We start from the raw sequence: 17048 nt of genomic DNA, 5'->3' as shown, positions 1-17048 counted from the left end.
TGTTGTGGCAGGGTGCCCATATAGCCCGTCACCGCCATGACCCTGTCGAACTGCACCAGATTGTCCACACTGACATCGCCGATGCACTGCGGGACGAACTGCATACGCGTGGCGGAAGTGGTGATGAATGGACCGGACGAAGTCCCCGCCCCATAAGCAGCGACCAATTTGAATACGGTTGCCGAGGGCACCGGGTAACGTGCCGCCGGAGGGTTATCGTTTATCACCGACAGCTTCGCGACAATGGTAAGGACGCGTGGCCCCGAAGTCCCTGTGTAGGCAGCGCCGGCCTCATGGGTTTCCGATATTGGCAGGCCCGCGATCAGGTTCGGATACCACGGATTGCTCTCGTCGCCATTGACGATGATTGCCAACTGCAATCCCGCCTTGCGCAGGGAATCGTTCAGCTTGCTGTAGTCGGCGAGCGCGTAAAGCTGGGGGGTCGAAGTAACGGCGTTACCGAGTTGGTCGTAGTGGACGCATTCATAGTTGATGGAATAGGTGCCCGTTCTATAGATTTCGGTGCCTGGCGGCGGTAGTTTGCCAAGCGTGAAATTCACGGAAGGGATCAGCTGGATATTGAAGCCACCGGAGGAAGTGCATCCTCTTTTCGATAAATTCTGCGCCTGCGCCAAGCCCGGCAATCCCAACACAGCCGCGCAGAAGATGATCAGCATCCCTGCCCTTCGCCTGCCCTTGCGGGCCCGAAGGCTCCCGCCGTGGCGAGGGGTTTGCGCCGTGATTGTCGTGTTGTTCATTGATGCGTTCCATTGCCCAGGCTGCAGGGTGAAGTCGGCGCCGAGGGCGCGTGCCGATGCCGCAGGCAGATGCCTGCCTTGGGATTCTGGGGGAGCCGGGCGGTTGCAGTCGGCGTGACCCATGGCCTGATTTATGCGACCGCGGTTGTTTCGCTATCGCTGGCGCGGCGACGATGCACCGGCAGACCTGGGCACGGCGTCTCTATGCGTCGGGATTTTGCATAGGAAGGAATCCGAACGTTAACTCCGCGTCGGATCGATCTTGAGCGTGTCCCTGTCTGATCGGACACGTCATCGCGGCGATGAGCGCGCCGCGATGACCGCTATTGAACGGGAAAGTCCGCCGCGGATCAAGGCGCGGGGGTAAACAGCCGCATGGCGCGCCTGGAACATCCCCGCGCCGCCCTCACGGCATCATCCGCCCCACCCTACGCCGACATCTGCGCCGGCTTGAACGGATCGAGCGGATAGCGCGGCCGGTTGCGCCGCTGGTACGGGAACAGCGAGAAGTCCGAGCTGGTGACGCCGGGGCTGTCGCATTCGATCAGGGCGCACGAGATGGGCACGAACACCGGGCGGCAGTACATGCGCGACTTGACCAGGATGAAGCGGGCGGCGCGCGGGTCGATGCCCAGGCTTTCGAAGACGCCCAGGTCCCAGGGTTCGTGGGTGCGTTCGGTGATGACCAGTTGCGCGGCGCCAATGTCCAGCACGGCGCTGCGGCCCATGCAGGCGGTCTGGCCGGTGTAGGTGGGGCCGGTGATGACGTAGCTGCCGTCGGTGATGGCGCGCACCACGCCGGTCAGCGTCACCGGCGCGGCGGGCCGGCCGATGGCGGGGATGGGCAGTTTGTTGCCGACCGGCAGTTCGACTCGGGCGCCCTGCCCGGCCGCGATCATGGCGGCGACGGCTTCGGGGTCGCAATACAGGCCGGCGACGATGCCCGTCAGGCCGGCGTCGACGGCGGCGACCAACACGTCCATGGTGTCGCAGGTGCCGCCGGACATGCAGTTGTCGCCGTGGTCCAGCAGCAGCACCGGGCGGTCGGCGCCGCGCGCCAGGGCGGCGGCGCGTTCGAGCGAGGCGGCCAGGGGTTCGGCCTCGTAGACGAAGCCGTCGCGGTCTTCCCAGATGGCGGCGGCCAGGCCCGCGGCGACGCGCTCGGCGGCCTCGGCGTCGCCAGCGGCGACCACCACCACGCTCAGGCACGGGTCGGGGATGTCGGCCAGGGCGAAGCCGGCCAGCACCGACACGCCCAGCATGCCGCCAGCCTCGGCGCCGCGCGCGGCCTGCACGGCGCGGCGCATGGCGCCTTCGGCGGTGTTGCTGCGCAGGGTGTGGCTCATGAGCGGCAGGCGGCGCCAGGCCAGGCGCGGGCGCGGGCCACCGGCGAGCCAGTCGAACAGGAGGCGGCCGGCGTGCTCGCCGGTTTCGTACATGTCGATGTGCGGGTAGGTCTTGAAGCTGACGATGACGTCGGCATTGTCGATCATTTTCTGGGTGACGTTGCCGTGCAGGTCCAGGGCGACGGCGATCGGCACGCCGGGGGCTTGCTGGCGCAGGCGTTCGAGCAGGTCGCCTTCGCCGTCGTCGGTGGTCTCGACGGCCATGGCGCCGTGCAGGTCCAGCAGCAGCGCGTCGCAGCCGGCGGCGGCGGCGACGATGCGGTCGCACAATTCACGATAGGCCTGGCCGTCGACGCGGCCGCTGGGATAGGCGGTGGCGGACACCGGCGTGACCAGCGTGGCGCCCTGCGCTTGCGCCAGGTCGATGAAGGCGGACATGGCGGTGCGCTTGCCGTGGTTCTCTTCGTAGGCGGCGCGGTCGTAGGTGGGACCGTCGTTGCCGAAGGCGGACAGCGGCGTGGGCACCGGCGAAAAGGTGTTGGTCTCGTGGTTCATGCGGGCGATCATGACTTTCATGCCTTGCCTCCGTTGTTGCTGTTGTTGTGCGGGTCGGGGCGCGCGCCGCCCAGGCCCAGTTTTTCCATGGCTTCGCTGGCCTCGACGATCATGGCGGCGACCTCGGCCACGCTGACCCGCAGGCCGGTGGCGCGGGTCCGCATGTGTTCGTAGGCGGCGCGTTCGTCCAGGCGCTGGTGGTCCATCAGCACGCGGATCGCCTTTTCGATCACGCGGCGCGCCTTGATGGTGCTTTCCAGCTTGTCGATCTTGTTCTGCTGGCGGTTCTGGAACTGCTTGGCCGAGCGCGCCAGCACCAGGGTGCTGAGGATGCCGGCCGAGCGGAACGGCCGCGTCAGCACGCCGTGGGCGTTGGTCTTGAGCAGCTGCTTCAAGGTGGTGGGGGTTTCGTATTCGGACAGCGCGATCAGGGTGGCGTCGACCTCGCTGGCGGACCAGGCGAACGAGTTCTGGCCGCATTGCGAGACCTGGAAGAACACTACGTCGGCGCCGGCCGGCGGTTTGTCGGGGAACGGCCAGACCAGGTGGATGCGGCAGCCGATGCGCTTGAGCTGCTCGACCAGCAGGTCGCGGTCTTCGCCGGGCGGATAGGCCACGGCGACGGCCACGCTGCGCAGGTCTTCGTAGAGGCGGCGGAGGCTATGGTCCATGCTCATGCCAACCAGAACTCATCGAGACCGAAGGCCGTCAGGTAGGGGTCCGGCTTGACCGGTTCGCCGCTGGCCCAGACGATGTCGAAGCGGCCGTCGGCGCGGCACAGGCCGATGCGCGGGGTCAGCACGCTGTGGTTGTTCTCGGCCAGGATGGTCAGCCGGCCGCCGGGCGCGTCGAAGCCCACCTGGTGCACCGCCTGCACCAGCTTGCGCGTGTCCAGGCTGCCGGCGCGCTGCAGGGCGCGCGCGAACAGGTGCACCTGGCTGTAGCAGGCCTCGGCGTAGACGCTGGCCGGCCGGTCGCCGAAGCGGGCGCGCCAAAGGTCCAGGAAATGGGCGTTGGCGGGCGAGTCGACGGTGTTGAAGTAGGTGGCGGCGGTGATGTGGCCGGCGCACAGGGCCGGGCCGATCTCGGCGACCTCGGATTCGGCCATGGTGAGGCTGGCGATGGGGATGTGCGGCGCGCCCGGGTCGGCCTCGCAGGCGGCGTGGTAGCGGCGGTAGAAGCGCTGGGCGTCGTCGCCGATCAGGGTGGAGAACACCACATCCGGCTTGATGCGGCGGATGTCGCGCACCACGTCGATGATCTCGCCTTCGTCGCAACCCAGCGGCAGGTAGGTTTCGTCGAGGATCTCGCCGCCGTGCTCCTCGACGGTGTCGCGCATGATGCGGTTGGTTTCGCGCGGGTAGATGTAGTCCGCGCCCACCAGGAAGATGCGCTTGCCGCAGTGCTGGATCAGGTAGGCGGCCAGCTGCATGCTGCCCTGGTTGGGCGCGGCGCCGGTGTAGATGACGTTGGGCGAATACTCGAAGCCTTCGTAGACCGAGGCGTACCACAGCAGCGCGTTGCTGCGTTCGACCACCGGCAGCATGGCCTTGCGGCAATGCGAGGTGCAGCCGCCGAAGATCACGTTGACCTCGTCGTCCAGCAGCAGCCGCGCGGCCAGGCGGCGGTATTCCTCGGCGTCGCTGCGCGGGTCGTAGACCACCGGTTCCAGCGGCCGGCCCAGCACGCCGCCGAGCGCGTTGATTTCCTCGACCGCCAGCACGGTGCCGAAGAAGTGCTGCGATTCGGTGGTGCCGGTCACGCCGCTGCGCGAATACAGCACGCCGATGCGCCATCCCGGCGTGGCGGCGTCCGTGTCAGTGCGGGGGGTCATAGGGGCATCCTTGTGCTCGAACGGGGTTCATGCGGGGCTCAGACTTTCAGGTGGTCCATGATATGGCCGGCGGCCCCGGGCGCGCCAGCCTCGCCCTGGTCGACGATGGCGCCCTGCTTGAGCACCAGGTAGCGGTCGGCCACGTCCAGCGCGAAGGCCACGTTCTGTTCGACGATGAACATGGACGTGCCGCGCCGTTCGCGTTCCCAGTTCAGGGCGCGTCCCAGCCGCTCGATCACCGAGGGTTGCAGGCCTTCGGTGATTTCGTCCAGCAACAGCAAGGCCGGCCGCTGCATCAGGCCGCGCGCCACCAGCAGCATCTTCTGTTCGCCGCCGGACAGCGTGCCGGCGTATTGCCGCAGGCGGCTGGAGAACACCGGGAACAGCTCGGCGATCTCGCCGAAGCGTTCGTCGAACAGGCGATCATTGGGCAGGCCCAGGCGCAGGTTGTCGCGGATGTTCAGGTCGGGAAACAGCGGCTGGTCCTGGGCGGCGTAGGCGACGCCGCGGCGGGCGACCTCGTGCGGCCGCAGCCGGGTGGCGTCGACGCCGCCCAGGCTGACCTTGCCGCGCAGCTTGGGCAGGTAGCCCATCACGGTCTTGAGCAGCGTACTCTTGCCCATGCCGTTCTTGCCCAGCAGCGCCACGCAGGCGCCGCCGGCCACGGACAGCGAGATGTCGTTCAGCACCACGGCGCCTTTGTAGCCGCTGGCGACGTGGTCCAGGCGCAAGGCCGGGGCGGCGTGGCTCATGCCGGGGCTCCTTGGGACGGGGTGGGTTGCGGGTCGGGCGGATTGCCGCCGGGGTTTTCGCCGAGGGTGCCGGCCTGGGCGCCCTGCCCGGCCGGCGCGCTGCCGGCGTAGATAGTGCGCACCAGTTCGGATTCGGTCACCTCGCGGAAGCTGCCGTCCATGACGATGCGGCCCTGGTGCAGCACGATGATGCGGGTGGCCACCTCGGCGACGAAGTCCAGGTCGTGCTCGACCAGCAGGCAGCACAGGCCGTGGGTATGGGCCAGCGCCGACAGCACCTGGCCGATGCGGGCGCGTTCGTCCTTGCTCAGGCCCGCGGTGGGTTCGTCCAGCAGCACCACGCGCGGCTCCAGCGCCAGTACCATGGCCAGTTCCAGCGCCTGCTGCTGGCCGTGCGAAAGGTCGCGCGCCACGCGGTCCAGCTGCTGGTCCAGGCCGGTCATGCGCAGCACCTCCAGCGCGTAGGCCGGCAGCGCCAGGTCGGGCGCGCGGCGGCGCCATGACGGGCGTTCGCGCAGCGTGGTGGCGATGCGCAGGCTTTCGGCGACGGTGAGGGTGTCGAAGATGTTGGCGTTCTGGAACTTGCGGCCCAGGCCGTAACGCACGCACTGCTCCGGCCCGTCGCGCTTGACCGCGTGGCCGCAGAGTTCGACGGCGCCGTCGCTGCGCTCGGCGCCGTCGGCGATGCAGCGCATCAGCGTGGTCTTGCCGGCGCCGTTGGGGCCGATCAGGCCCAGCAGCTCGCCGCCGCGCGCCCGCAGGTCGATGCCTTCCAGCACCTTGAGGCTGCCGAAGCGCTTGGCCACGCCGGCCAGGACCAGGCCGCTTCCGGTGGCGGCCTGCCCCGACGCCGCCGCGTTGGCCGGCGCGCGCGCCACCAATTCCGGCACCGGGGCCGGCCGCCGGCGGCGCCACGGCGCCAGCAGCAGCGGCAGCAGCCCGCGCGGCAGGAGCAGGATCACCAGGATGAAGGTCACGCCCAGCACCAGCTGGTAGACGAACGGCATGTTGCCACTGAGGTACGAGCCGGCCACGTTGATCAGCACGGCGCCCAGCACCGGGCCCCACACCGTGCCGCGTCCGCCCAGCGCCACCCAGATGATGAGTTCGGTGCCGAACACGAAGCCGGTCAGTTCCGGCGCGACCACGCCGCTGAAGGCGCCGTAGCCGAAGCCCGCCAGGCTGGCGACCGCACCGCACACCACCAGCAGCGCGATGCGCCAGTGCGCGGTGTTCAGGCCCAGGTAGCTGCAGCGGCCCTCGTTGTCGCGCAGCGCGGCCAGGATGCGGCCGCCGTCGCTGCGCACCGCGACCCAGGCCAGCAGCGCCACGATCGACAGGCCGCCGGCGGCGATGACGTACCAGGCTTCCAGCGACAGGTCGAAGGTGTCGTAGCCGGTCAGGCCGGACGAGGAGCCGGTGTAGGTGCCGCCCGACAGCACGACCTGGGTCAGCACGATGGGCAGCACCAGCGAGATCACGGTGGCGAAAAACGGCGAGGCGCCGCGGTAGAACGACAGCCAGCCGGTGGCCAGCGCCAGCAGCATGGCCGCCCCCACCGCCACCAGCGCGGCCGCGAGCGCGATGCCCGGCGAGAAGCCGTAGTGCGTGAAGGCCAGCCCGGCGGCATAGGCGCCGACGCCGAAGAAGGCCGATTGGCCGAAGGTCAGGTAGCCGGTGTAGCCCCACAGGATGTCCACCGTGACCGCCGCCACGGCGAAGAACAGCGCCTTGATCAGCACGTTCAGCAGATAGGTGTCGAACAGCCAGGGGCCGGCCACGGTCAGCGCCAGGCAGGCGACCGCCAGCCACAGCAGGTCGCGGCCGCGGGCGGCGCGGCGCGGGTCGGCGCGGCTCGCCAGCGCCGGTTGCGCGAGGGAGGAATCAGTCATGGGCGAATCCTTTGGGACGCAGGCGCAGGGTCAGGGCCGCCAGCACCGCGATGGTGACGCCGCCCAGGATCGGGCTGATGAACACGCCCACCAGCACCTGGCAGGCGCCATAGACCAGGCAGGTCAGGAGCAGCGCGGTGATCGAGTTGCCCGACACCATCACCAGCATGAAGGCGCTGACCAGCCACGGCAGCCCCATGTTCGGATCGACGCTGGACAGCGGCGTGATGAGCGCGCCGGCCAGCGCCCCCAGCCCCGCGCCGAGCGCGAAGGTGGTGAAGCGGATTCGTTCGGCGTTGATGCCCAGGCCGCGCGCCAGGTCCTCGTTCATGATGACGGCGCGGGTGCGCACACCGAAGCGCGTGCCGTTCAGCAGCAGCGTCAGCGCCACGTACAGCAGCAGCGCGCCCGGCACCAGGAACAGCCGGTAGGCCGAGTATTCGGTGCCCAGGAACGGCACCGCGCCCTGGATCGGCGCGTCGGCGAACTGCACCTCGCGGCCGAAGGCCATGGTGATGAGCTGGCCGATCACGATGCCCAGGCCCCAGGTGGCCAGGATGGCGTCCAGCGGCCGCTTGTACAGCGGCTGCACGATCAGGCGCTCGACCAGCATGCCCACCAGCACGCCCGCCGCCAGCGCGCACGGCAGCGCCAGCCACGGGTCCAGCCCCAGCCGCGTCACCACCAGGGCGGCGTAGCTGCCCAGCGTGATGATGGCGCCGTGGGCGAAATTGACGATCTTCATCACGCCGAAAATGATCATCAGCCCGGCCGTCACGATGAACAGCATGGCGGCCGTGCTCAGGATGTCCAGCATCAAACCCATTGTGTTCTCCTGCGCCGCCGGCGAACCGGCGGCGCGCAGGGTGTGGCTTAGCGCGTTACTTCAGGTCGGGGCACTGCGCGCCCGGATCGACCTGGTTGAAGGTCTGCAGGATCTTGATGGAGCCGTCCGGCTGCACCTGGCCCAGCCGCATGGTCAGGGCGGCGTGGCGCTGGCGGTCCATCTTGACCGGGCCGCGCGGGCCGTCGAACGACACTTCGCTCAGGGCCTGCACCACCTTCTGCGAATCGGTGCCGCCGGCCTTCTCGACCGCCGCCTTGTACAGGAAGAAGGCTTCATACTGCGGGCCCGAGAACTCGTTGGCGGTCTTGGCGTCGGCGCCGAACTTGGCTTTCAGGCCGTCGAGGAACTTGCGGTTCTGCGGCGTATCGATGCTGGTCAGGTACGAGGCCGACAGGTACATGCCGACCGCCGTGTCGCCCATGGTCTTGGCGGTGGCTTCGTCGATCGCCAGGTTGCCGTAGGGCATGGTCAGGCCGGCCGCCTTGACCTGCTTGGCCAGGCTGACGTTGGGGCCGCCGCCGGCGGTGGAGCTGATCAGCGCGTCCGGGTTGGCCGAGCGGATTTTCGAGACCACCGGCGTCCAGTCGGAGCCGTCGATGGGCAGGTATTCCTCGCCCACCACGCGCCCGCCCTGCTTCTCGATGTATTCGCGGGTGAACTTGAGCATGCCGCGGCCGAAGGCGTAGTCGCTGCCGACCAGGAAGAAGGTCTTGGCGCCGCGTTCCTTCATGAAGTGGTCCACCACCGGCGCCACCTGCTGCTCGGGCACCCAGCCGTTGACGTGCATCCAGCGGTTGCACGAGCGGCCTTCGTAGAACGAGGTGTAGATGTACGGCACCTTGCCGCGCGAGACGATGGGCAGCGCCGCGTTGCGCGCCGCGCTGGTTTCCATGGCGATGATGGCGTCCACCTTCTTCTGGAACACCAGCGTGTCGTAGGCCTTCTGCGCGCCGACCGCGCCCGAGGCGTCGTCGGCGATCTCCAGCACCACCTGGCGGCCGAGGATGCCGCCGGCGGCGTTGATTTCATCGGCGGCCAGCTGCGAGGCCTGCACCACGCCGGGCGCGACCACGCTGTTGGCGCCCGACAGGCCGACCGGCACGCCGATGCGCAAGGGTTCGGCCGCTTGCGCGCCCGCCGCGCCGGTCAGCGCGGCGATGAAGGAAAGTCGGATGAGGAAGCTGCAAGTGGGGTTTTTCATGGGGATTTCTCCTTGGGGGCCGGCTGTCCGCCGTTGTATTCAACGCTGCCGCGGCGCCTCGGCGGCGCCCAGCAGTTCGTCGTAAAGGTCGCGGCGCCGATCGCGCAGCACGTGGTTGAAGTCGTTCAGTTGCCGCGCGCGGCGCGAGGCGGCCAGATCCACCGGCGCCACCAGCACCTCTTCGCGGTCGTGGCTGGCGGGGCCGGCCACGGTCCAGCCCTGCGAGCCGACGATCAGGCTGCGGCCGACGAAGGGCTGGCCGCGCTCGACGCCGACCCGGTCGGCGCACACCAGCGTCAGGCCGTTGCTGTGGGCGCCGGCCGCCGCCAGCGCATGCGCCATGGCCGGGCCGTCGGGCGTCTGCCCCGGCATCGGCACCCAGTTGGTCGGCACCGCGACGATGTCGGCGCCGCGCAGCGCCAGCAGGCGGTAGACCTCGGGGAACCAGCCGTCGTAGCAGATCGCCACGCCCAGCCGGCCGAATTCGGTATGGAACACCGGCAGGCCCAGGTCGCCCGGCTCGAAGAACAGGTTCTCGTCGCCCCACAGGTGCAGCTTGCGGTAGGTGCCCAGGTAGCCGTCGGGGCCGGCGATGACGGCGGCGTTGTACAGCCGACCGCCGCTGCGCTCGGCGATGCCGGCCACCAGGTAGATGCCCAGGCGTTGCGCCAGCGCGATCCAGGCCTGCGAACTGGGGCCGTCGGGCACGGTTTCGGCCAGGGCGTGGGCCTCCTGGCGGCTGGCGAACACGTAGCCGGTGTTGGCCAGCTCGGGCAGCACCACCAGCCGCGCGCCCTGCGCGGCGGCCTGCTCGACCAGCTCGATGGAACGGGCCACGTTGGCGGCGACCTCGCCCATGACGGGGGCCGTCTGCACACTGGCCACGTGGATCGCGGACGAGGTGGCGTCCGGCGGCGGTGAAACTTGCATGCGATCTCCCTGCAACGTTTTGGAAAACAAAAAAGCCCCCGACCACGCGTTGCGTGTGAGTCGGGGGCTTCTATAGCCAGACGAAGGTTCGGGCAGCAATCATTGCTGCGGGGCACTGCCGCACCAAGCCGTGCCGGTGCGTGCGGATCAGTCCTGATCCTGTGGCGAATGATAGGGATGGGCTCGGACCGGCGGCAATAAGAGGTTTCCCGGACGGCGCCATGGATGCGAGAATCAGGATCGGCCACAAAGGAGGAACCCGCCATGCCCCAACTTTCCGCCTACCTCAGTTTCGACGGCAACTGCGCCGAGGCCATGCGTTTCTACGAACGCGTGCTCGGCGGCCGCGTCGAGGCCATGGTCCGCTATGCGGATGCGCCCGCCGATGCCGCCATGCCGGCGCTGTCCGGCGAAGACGCCGAACGCATCATGTACGCCCGCCTGGCGCTGGACGAACAGGTGCTGATGGCCAGCGACGCCACCGCCGGCCATCCCTACCCCGGCAAGCAGGGCATGGCGCTGTCGCTGGCCTACCCCACGGTCTCGGACGCGCAACGCGTGTTCGATATGCTGGCCGAGGGCGGCAGCGTTACCATGCCGCTCCAGAAAACCTTCTGGGCCGAAGCCTACGGCGCGCTGATCGACCGCTACGACACGCGGTGGATGGTCAGCGGTGGGCGGCTCAACCACTGACAACCGCATCCGCCACAAGCGGATGGAGCGAGAGATCCATGACGCATGGCATACAGGGCAAGCAACGCTGGTGGGCACTGATGGTGCTGTGCCTGGGCGTATTGATGATCGTGCTGGACACCACCATCGTCAACGTCGCCCTGCCCTCGATCCGCGAAGACCTGCATTTCACCGAGACCTCGCTGGTGTGGGTGGTGAACGCCTACATGCTGACCTTCGGCGGCTTCCTGCTGCTGGGCGGACGGCTGGGCGACCTGCTCGGCCACCGGCGCATGTTCCTGGCGGGCCTGGTCCTGTTCACCGTGGCCTCGCTGGCCTGTGGGCTGGCGCGGGGCCAGGGACTGCTGATCGCCGCGCGCGCCGCGCAGGGGCTGGGCGGCGCGGTGGTGTCGGCGGTGTCGCTGTCGCTCATCATGAATCTCTTCACCGAGGCCGGCGAACGCGCCCGCGCCATGGGCGTGTACGGCTTCGTCTGTGCGGGCGGCGGCAGCCTGGGCGTGCTGCTGGGCGGGCTGCTGACCAGCACGCTGTCGTGGCACTGGATCTTCCTGGTCAACATTCCGATCGGCGCGGTGGTGTATGCGCTGTGCCTGCGGCTGTTGCCGGCGGCGCGCGGCGCGGCCGGCGGCGGCCGGCTCGACGTGGCCGGCGCGCTGGCGGTCACCGCGTCGCTGATGCTGGCGGTGTACGCCGTGGTCAACGGCAACGAGGCCGGCTGGACCTCGGCGCAGTCGCTCGGCCTGCTGGGCGCGGCCGCGCTGCTGATGGCGCTGTTCCTGGCGATCGAGGCGCGCGTGGCCGAGCCGCTGATGCCGCTGGCGCTGTTCCGCCTGCGCAACGTGGCGACCGCCAACGTGGTCGGGGTGCTGTGGGCCGCGGCCATGTTCGCGTGGTTCTTCGTGTCGGCGCTGTACATGCAGCTGGTGCTGGGCTATGACGCCATGCAGGTGGGGCTGGCGTTCCTGCCGGCCAACCTGATCATGGCGGCGTTCTCGCTGGGGCTGTCGGCCAAGCTGGTGATGCGCTTTGGCATCCGCGGGCCGCTGGCCACCGGGCTGCTGATGGCGGCGCTGGGGCTGGCGCTGTTCGCGCGCGCGCCGGTCGACGGCGGTTTCACGGCCGACGTGCTGCCGGGCATGCTGCTGCTGGGCCTGGGCGCGGGCATCGCCTTCAACCCGATGCTGCTGGCCGCCATGAGCGACGTCGAGCCGAGCCAGTCGGGCCTGGCGTCCGGCGTGGTCAACACCGCCTTCATGATGGGCGGCGCGCTGGGGTTGGCGGTGCTGGCCAGCCTGGCCGCGGCGCGCACGGCGGCGCTGGCCGGCGCCGGCGCGGCCCCGGTGGCGGCGCTGGCGGGCGGCTACCGCGTGACCTTCCTGGCCGGCGCGGTGATCGCGGCCGTGGCGGCGGCGCTGGCCGCCGCGCTGGTGCGCTCGCGCAACCGCGAGCTGGGCGGACACGGCGACACGCCGGCCGGCCACTGAGGCGTCGCGGGCGCGCCACGTCTTTTGAATTATTTACGATCGGCCCGCGCGGCCGGGAGTAATCTGGCGACGCCCCTCCACCGGACAGGAAGCGCCGCCATGACATTTCTCGCCAGCGCCCATCTGCTGCGCCATCGCGACGGCCACGAGGCCCGCGTCACCTTTGTCGAGCTGTTCTTCGACCTGGTCTATGTCTTTGCCGTGACGCAGCTGTCGCACAGCCTGCTGCACGACCTGACCCTGATGGGCGCGCTGCACACGCTGGTGCTGTGGTTCGCGGTGTGGCTGGGCTGGCAATACACCTGCTGGGTCACCAACTGGTTCGATCCCGACGCGGTGCCGATGCGGCTGATGCTGTTCGCGGTGATGCTGGCCGGGCTGGTGGCGGCGGCGGTGCTGCCGGGCGCCTTCGGCGAGAGCGGGCTGGTCTTCGCTATCTGCTACGTGCTGATCCAGGTGGGCCGCACTCTGTTCGTGGTGCTGCACCTGGGGCCGTCGCATCCGCTGGCGCCGAACTTCCGCCGCATGCTGGGCTGGCTGTGCATCTCGGCGGTGTTCTGGATCGCCGGCGGCCTGTCCTCGGGCGATACGCGGCTGGCGTTGTGGATCGTGGCGGTGGCCTGCGAATACCTGTCGCCCATGGCCGGCTTCTGGCTGCCCGGCATGGGCCGCTCCAGCACCCGCGAGTGGACCATCGAGGGCGGCCACCTGGCCGAACGCTGCCAGCTGTTCGTGATCGTGGCGCTGGGCGAGACGCTGCTGATCACCGGCGCCACGCTGGGCGAGCACCCGCACTGGGACGCGCCCACGCTGATCGCGCTGCTGGCCGCGTTCCTGGGCACGGCGGCGATGTGGTGGGTGTACTTCGACACCAGCAGCAAGGACGGCAGCGAGGCCATCGCGCACCACGCCGATCCGGGCCGGGTCGGGGCCTACTTCCACTACGTGCACGTGATCCTGATCGCCGGCGTGATCGTCTCGGCGGTGGCCAACGAACTGGTCATCCTGCATCCGGACGGCCGCATCGTCACGGCGGCGGCGGCCGCGCTGCTCGGCGGCCCGGCGCTGTACCTGCTGGGCAACGGCATCTACAAGACGGTGGTGTATGGCCGCTTCCCGCTGTCGCACGTGATCGGGCTGGCGCTGCTGGCGGCGCTGGCGCCGATCGCGTTCGTCACCGACAACCTGATGGTCGGGGGCCTGACGACGCTGATCATGATGCTGGTGGCCGGGTGGGAAAGCGTGTCGCGGCGGCGGATGCGGGCGGCGCACTAAGGGCGTCACCCCCGCTTGCCGAACACCGACTTGGGCGCGCGGCCATGGAAACGGGTGAAGGCGGCGCTGAAGTTGGCGGGATGGCGATACCCCACCTGATAGGCCGCCTGCGCCACCTGGCATCCGGTCTCCAGCAATTCCCACGCGCGCCGCATGCGCATGCCGGTCAGCAGCCGCATGGGGCTGTCGCCGTATAGCGCGCGAAAGCCCTGCTTGAGCTTGAATTCGTTCAACCCGGTCGCCAGGCACAGGTACTGCACCGTCAGTTCGCGATCCATCTGTTCGCGCATCAGCGCATGGGCCCGCTCCAGCCGGGCGATGTCGGCCTGGCTGAACCGGCCCGCCGCTGGCGTCGGCGCCAGCGCGCGCAACTGGCGCGACAGCAGCGTCAACGCCTTGATGTGGGTGTCCAGCGGGTCGCTGGCCCGCGCCAGCTCGGCCGCGACGGCGGCAAGGTCGGCGCTGGTGCGGCCCTGCGCCAGCCGCCGCAGGCCGCCGGCGCCGAACAACGCCTCGGCCTGGGCCTCGCCGGCATAGCGGCGCAGCGCCGCCTCGCCCACCAGCAGGCGCAGTTGCGAGACGGTGCTGCCGCCCAGGTAGCGGCGCTCGCCCAGGTGACGGCGAAACGCTGTCACCGTGGTCTGGCCACCGCGGAAATCCAGCTCGGCGCCATCGGCGCCGCGATAGGCCGAGACCCCGCCCAGGGCCAGCGTGATGACCAGCGTGCGCCCACCATGCGCGGCGGCGTTCTCCTCGATCAGGTCGCGCACGGGGGTGTATTGCGAATGCACTAGGGCCAGGCCCTCGCCCAGGTCCAGGCGGTCGGCCACGCACTCGCCCAGATCCGCCGGCAGCGCCAGCCGCGACCAGCCGGGACGGGCGGCCGGACCGGGTTGGGCGAGCGTGGCGGAGATGCGCAGGGACATGGTTTCGACGGCGGATGACGGGTGGCGGGACGGGGCCGGGATGGCGTCGGGACGGGGGCCAGGAATCGGCCCGGGCGCGGATGCGCCGGAATGCATACGAATCCATCCGGTTCGCATATGAATGCTAATGATATTCGTTCGCATAAGAAAATACCATCTTCGGGACGGCGCCGCGCGTTCGGCCGCCGTGACTGCTTGCACAGGAATCCCGATGAATCGCCCTCTTCCCCACCCTCGCGCCGCCTGGGTTGCGCTGTGGCTTTGCGCCACGCCCGCCGCACTGGCGCAGACCGCCGCGCAACTGCCCGCCATCACCGTCACCGCCGACAAGCAGGAACGCGCCCTCGAATCGCTGCCCGGCAGCCTGTCGGTGTTCGACGGCGACATGCTCGAAAGCCAGGGCGTCGTCGACCTGGCGGGCCTGCAGCGCATCACGCCCGGCCTGACGTTCCAGCCGTTCGGCCAGGCCGGCGTCAATGCGGCCGTGATGCGCGGCCTGTCGGCCAACTTCTTTTCGTTCTCGACCTCGACCCTGCTGGTGGTGGACGGCGTGCCCACGCTGATGGCGCAGGGCTTCGACGACCAGTTGCTGGACATCGACCGCGTCGAAGTGCTGCGCGGCCCGCAATCGGCGCTCTATGGCCGCAACGCGGAAGCCGGCGTCATCAACGTCCATACCCGCCAGCCGGGCGACAGCCTGCGCGGCAGCGTCTCCACCACCGTGGGCAGCCGCGACCTGCGCATGCTGCGCTTCGACCTGAGCGGGCCGATCATCGACGACACGCTCTACGCCAGCGTGGCCGGCGCCTGGCGCGGCCAGGACGGCTTCATCGACAACACCTACACCGGCCGGCGCGAGGACGACCGCGAACTGCGCAACGGCAAGCTGGCGCTGCGCTGGACGCCGTCGGCGCGCACCGACGCCACCTTGCGCTATGCGCAGATCAACTACCGCGACGGCGCCGCGCTGTGGGGATCGCCCATGGCCTCGCGCGCCACCGTGGCGTCCGGCACGCCGAGCTGGAACCGGTCCATCGGCCGCAGCGCGTCGCTGTCGCTGCGCCACGATCTGGACGGCGGCCTGCGCCTGACGTCGGTGACGGCCTGGAACGACCTGCGCGACCGCGTGCAGCAGGACACCGATTTCCAGCCCGCCGACCTGCTGCACATCGCCCGCGACCACCATTTCCGCAATCTGTCGCAGGAGCTGCGGCTGGAGGGCGCGCTGGGCCGCGCCCACTGGCTGGCGGGGCTGTACGCCGACGGCGACGACCATGACCTGCGCAACACCCAGAAGATGCCGCGCGGCCAGACCGAAAGCGTGGTGCGGCTGCGCGGCCAGTCCGGCGCCGCCTTCACCCACTGGACCGTGCCGCTGGCCGAGCGCTGGACCCTGGAGGCCGGCGCCCGCGTCGAGCGCGACGCCGTGCGCTTCACGCCGCAAGGCGACAGCGCGCGCCGCGCCGACTGGACCCGCGTCACGCCCAAGCTGGCGCTGCAATACGCCTTCGCGCCGCGCCAGCAGGTCTACGCCTCGGTCGCGGATGGCTTTCGCGCGGGCGGCTACAACGTGTTTTCGCCGGCCGCCGACTACGCCGCCTACCAGCCGGAAACGCTGCGCGCGTACGAGATCGGCGCCAAGGGCTGGCTGCCCGGCAACCGCCTGCGCTACGCCGCCGCGTTTTACGTGATGACGGTCGACAACATGCAGGTGCAACAGATGCCGCTGCCGGGCCTGGTGTACGTCACCAACGCCGCGTCGGCGCGTTCGATCGGGGCGGAATTCGAGCTCGAATACCTGCTGGGCCAGGGCTGGTCGTTGCAGACCGGATTGGGCTTGAACCGCACCCGCTTCAGCCACTTCCGCGATGGCGCCAACGACTACAGCGGCAACCAGAACCCGTTCGCGCCGCGCCTGAACGGCCACCTGACCGCGCGCTACGACGCCCCCGCCGGCTGGTACGCGCAGGCCTCACTCAGCGGCACCGGCCCGGTCTATCTGGACGCCGCCAACCGCTACCGCCGCAACGGCTACGCGCTGGTCAACCTGGCGGCCGGCGTCACCGTGCGGCAGGTCGAGATCGCCGCCTACGTCAACAACCTCGCCAACCGCCGCTACGACGCGGTGGGCTACCAGAACGGCATCGTCACCGTCTACAGCCCGCCGCGCGAAGTGGGCCTGCGCCTGACCTGGCGCCTTTGAACCGCATCCCAAGGAACCCGCCATGCCGACTTCCCCCCTGCCCCTGCAACGCTATTGGGACCTGGCCGCCGCGCCGGTCGAAACCGCCGCGCTCGACGCCGCCCTGGAACTGGGCCTGTTCGCGCACCTGCTGGCGCCGGCCAGCGCCGCGCAAATCGCGCAGGCGCTGGCGCTGCGCCCCGCCGCCGCCGAGCACCTGCTGGACATGCTGTGGAGCCTGCGCCTGCTGCACCGCATCGCCGGCGCGCCGCCGCTCTACCGCTGTGCGGCCACCGCGCGCGACCACTTCGTGGCGGGACGGCCCCACTACTGCGGCGACGCCTGGCGCTACCGGCGCCGCTCGCTGGCGCAG

General features: G+C 69.8%; 14 protein-coding genes and 1 pseudogene. 5 read left to right on the top strand and 10 right to left on the bottom strand.

What is annotated here, in order from left to right; all coding sequences use genetic code 11:
- The 9 genes and pseudogenes from AOZ53_RS34750 to AOZ53_RS19165 form a co-directional block, all read right to left on the bottom strand.
- Nucleotides 1-677 (bottom strand): annotated as a pseudogene (locus AOZ53_RS34750) (hypothetical protein); the annotation flags it as partial.
- A 509-nt stretch (nucleotides 678-1186) separates the two neighbouring features.
- Complete coding sequence (locus AOZ53_RS19200; RefSeq protein WP_054488922.1) at nucleotides 1187-2680, bottom strand: M81 family metallopeptidase; 1494 nt, start codon at nucleotides 2678-2680, stop codon at nucleotides 1187-1189.
- Nucleotides 2677-3330 (bottom strand): ANTAR domain-containing response regulator, encoded by a 654-nt coding sequence (locus tag AOZ53_RS19195; RefSeq protein ID WP_082380490.1) that lies wholly within the window; start codon nucleotides 3328-3330, stop codon nucleotides 2677-2679. Before AOZ53_RS19195 ends, AOZ53_RS19200 begins: the two co-directional genes overlap by 4 nt.
- A 2-nt stretch (nucleotides 3331-3332) precedes the next feature.
- Nucleotides 3333-4493, bottom strand: coding sequence for a transporter substrate-binding domain-containing protein (locus AOZ53_RS19190; RefSeq protein WP_054431212.1), 1161 nt, complete (start codon nucleotides 4491-4493; stop codon nucleotides 3333-3335).
- Between the two features lie 38 nt (nucleotides 4494-4531).
- Nucleotides 4532-5245: an ABC transporter ATP-binding protein gene (locus AOZ53_RS19185; protein WP_054476842.1), complete on the bottom strand. Its 714-nt coding sequence runs from the start codon at nucleotides 5243-5245 to the stop codon at nucleotides 4532-4534.
- Nucleotides 5242-7137, bottom strand: a complete 1896-nt coding sequence (locus tag AOZ53_RS19180; RefSeq protein ID WP_054488920.1) for a branched-chain amino acid ABC transporter ATP-binding protein/permease — start codon at nucleotides 7135-7137, stop codon at nucleotides 5242-5244. The genes AOZ53_RS19185 and AOZ53_RS19180 overlap by 4 nt, the downstream gene beginning before the upstream one ends.
- The gene (locus AOZ53_RS19175; RefSeq protein ID WP_054416553.1) at nucleotides 7130-7963 is read right to left on the bottom strand and encodes a branched-chain amino acid ABC transporter permease; all 834 of its coding nucleotides are present in this window, start codon (nucleotides 7961-7963) and stop codon (nucleotides 7130-7132) included. Before AOZ53_RS19175 ends, AOZ53_RS19180 begins: the two co-directional genes overlap by 8 nt.
- 55 nt (nucleotides 7964-8018) lie before the next feature.
- Nucleotides 8019-9185: a substrate-binding protein gene (locus tag AOZ53_RS19170; RefSeq protein ID WP_054431205.1), complete on the bottom strand. Its 1167-nt coding sequence runs from the start codon at nucleotides 9183-9185 to the stop codon at nucleotides 8019-8021.
- 39 nt (nucleotides 9186-9224) lie between these two features.
- Entirely contained in the window at nucleotides 9225-10115 is an 891-nt protein-coding gene (locus AOZ53_RS19165) for a nitrilase family protein (RefSeq protein ID WP_054431203.1), read from the bottom strand.
- A 264-nt stretch (nucleotides 10116-10379) separates the two neighbouring features.
- Between AOZ53_RS19165 and AOZ53_RS19160 the strand changes: the two genes are divergently transcribed.
- The 3 genes from AOZ53_RS19160 (at nucleotide 10380) to AOZ53_RS19150 (ending at nucleotide 13567) form a co-directional block, all read left to right on the top strand.
- Nucleotides 10380-10808, top strand: coding sequence for a VOC family protein (locus AOZ53_RS19160; RefSeq protein ID WP_054431201.1), 429 nt, complete (start codon nucleotides 10380-10382; stop codon nucleotides 10806-10808).
- 38 nt (nucleotides 10809-10846) lie between these two features.
- On the top strand, nucleotides 10847-12292 hold the full coding sequence (locus tag AOZ53_RS19155; protein ID WP_054431199.1) for an MFS transporter: 1446 nt from the start codon (nucleotides 10847-10849) through the stop codon (nucleotides 12290-12292).
- A 99-nt stretch (nucleotides 12293-12391) separates the two neighbouring features.
- Nucleotides 12392-13567 carry a low temperature requirement protein A gene (locus tag AOZ53_RS19150; RefSeq protein ID WP_054431197.1) on the top strand — a complete coding sequence of 392 codons (1176 nt, stop codon included), beginning with the start codon at nucleotides 12392-12394 and terminating at the stop codon, nucleotides 13565-13567.
- A 5-nt stretch (nucleotides 13568-13572) separates the two neighbouring features.
- Here AOZ53_RS19150 and AOZ53_RS19145 read toward each other — a convergent pair whose 3' ends face one another.
- Nucleotides 13573-14493, bottom strand: coding sequence for a helix-turn-helix domain-containing protein (locus AOZ53_RS19145; RefSeq protein WP_054488918.1), 921 nt, complete (start codon nucleotides 14491-14493; stop codon nucleotides 13573-13575).
- A gap of 211 nt (nucleotides 14494-14704) precedes the next feature.
- Between AOZ53_RS19145 and AOZ53_RS19140 the strand changes: the two genes are divergently transcribed.
- Both AOZ53_RS19140 and AOZ53_RS19135 read left to right on the top strand, forming a co-directional pair.
- Nucleotides 14705-16696, top strand: coding sequence for a TonB-dependent receptor (locus tag AOZ53_RS19140; RefSeq protein ID WP_054488916.1), 1992 nt, complete (start codon nucleotides 14705-14707; stop codon nucleotides 16694-16696).
- Between the two features lie 22 nt (nucleotides 16697-16718).
- Nucleotides 16719-17048, top strand: a 330-nt coding sequence (locus tag AOZ53_RS19135; RefSeq protein WP_304439149.1) for a methyltransferase family protein, incomplete at its 3' end; no start/stop codon positions are given.

Origin of the sequence: Achromobacter sp. 2789STDY5608621, assembly GCF_001299375.1 — a bacterium.
GTDB lineage: Bacteria > Pseudomonadota > Gammaproteobacteria > Burkholderiales > Burkholderiaceae_B > Achromobacter > Achromobacter insuavis.
Note: the sequence above shows the minus strand (reverse complement) of the source record. Positions and strands in the feature narration are given on the sequence as shown.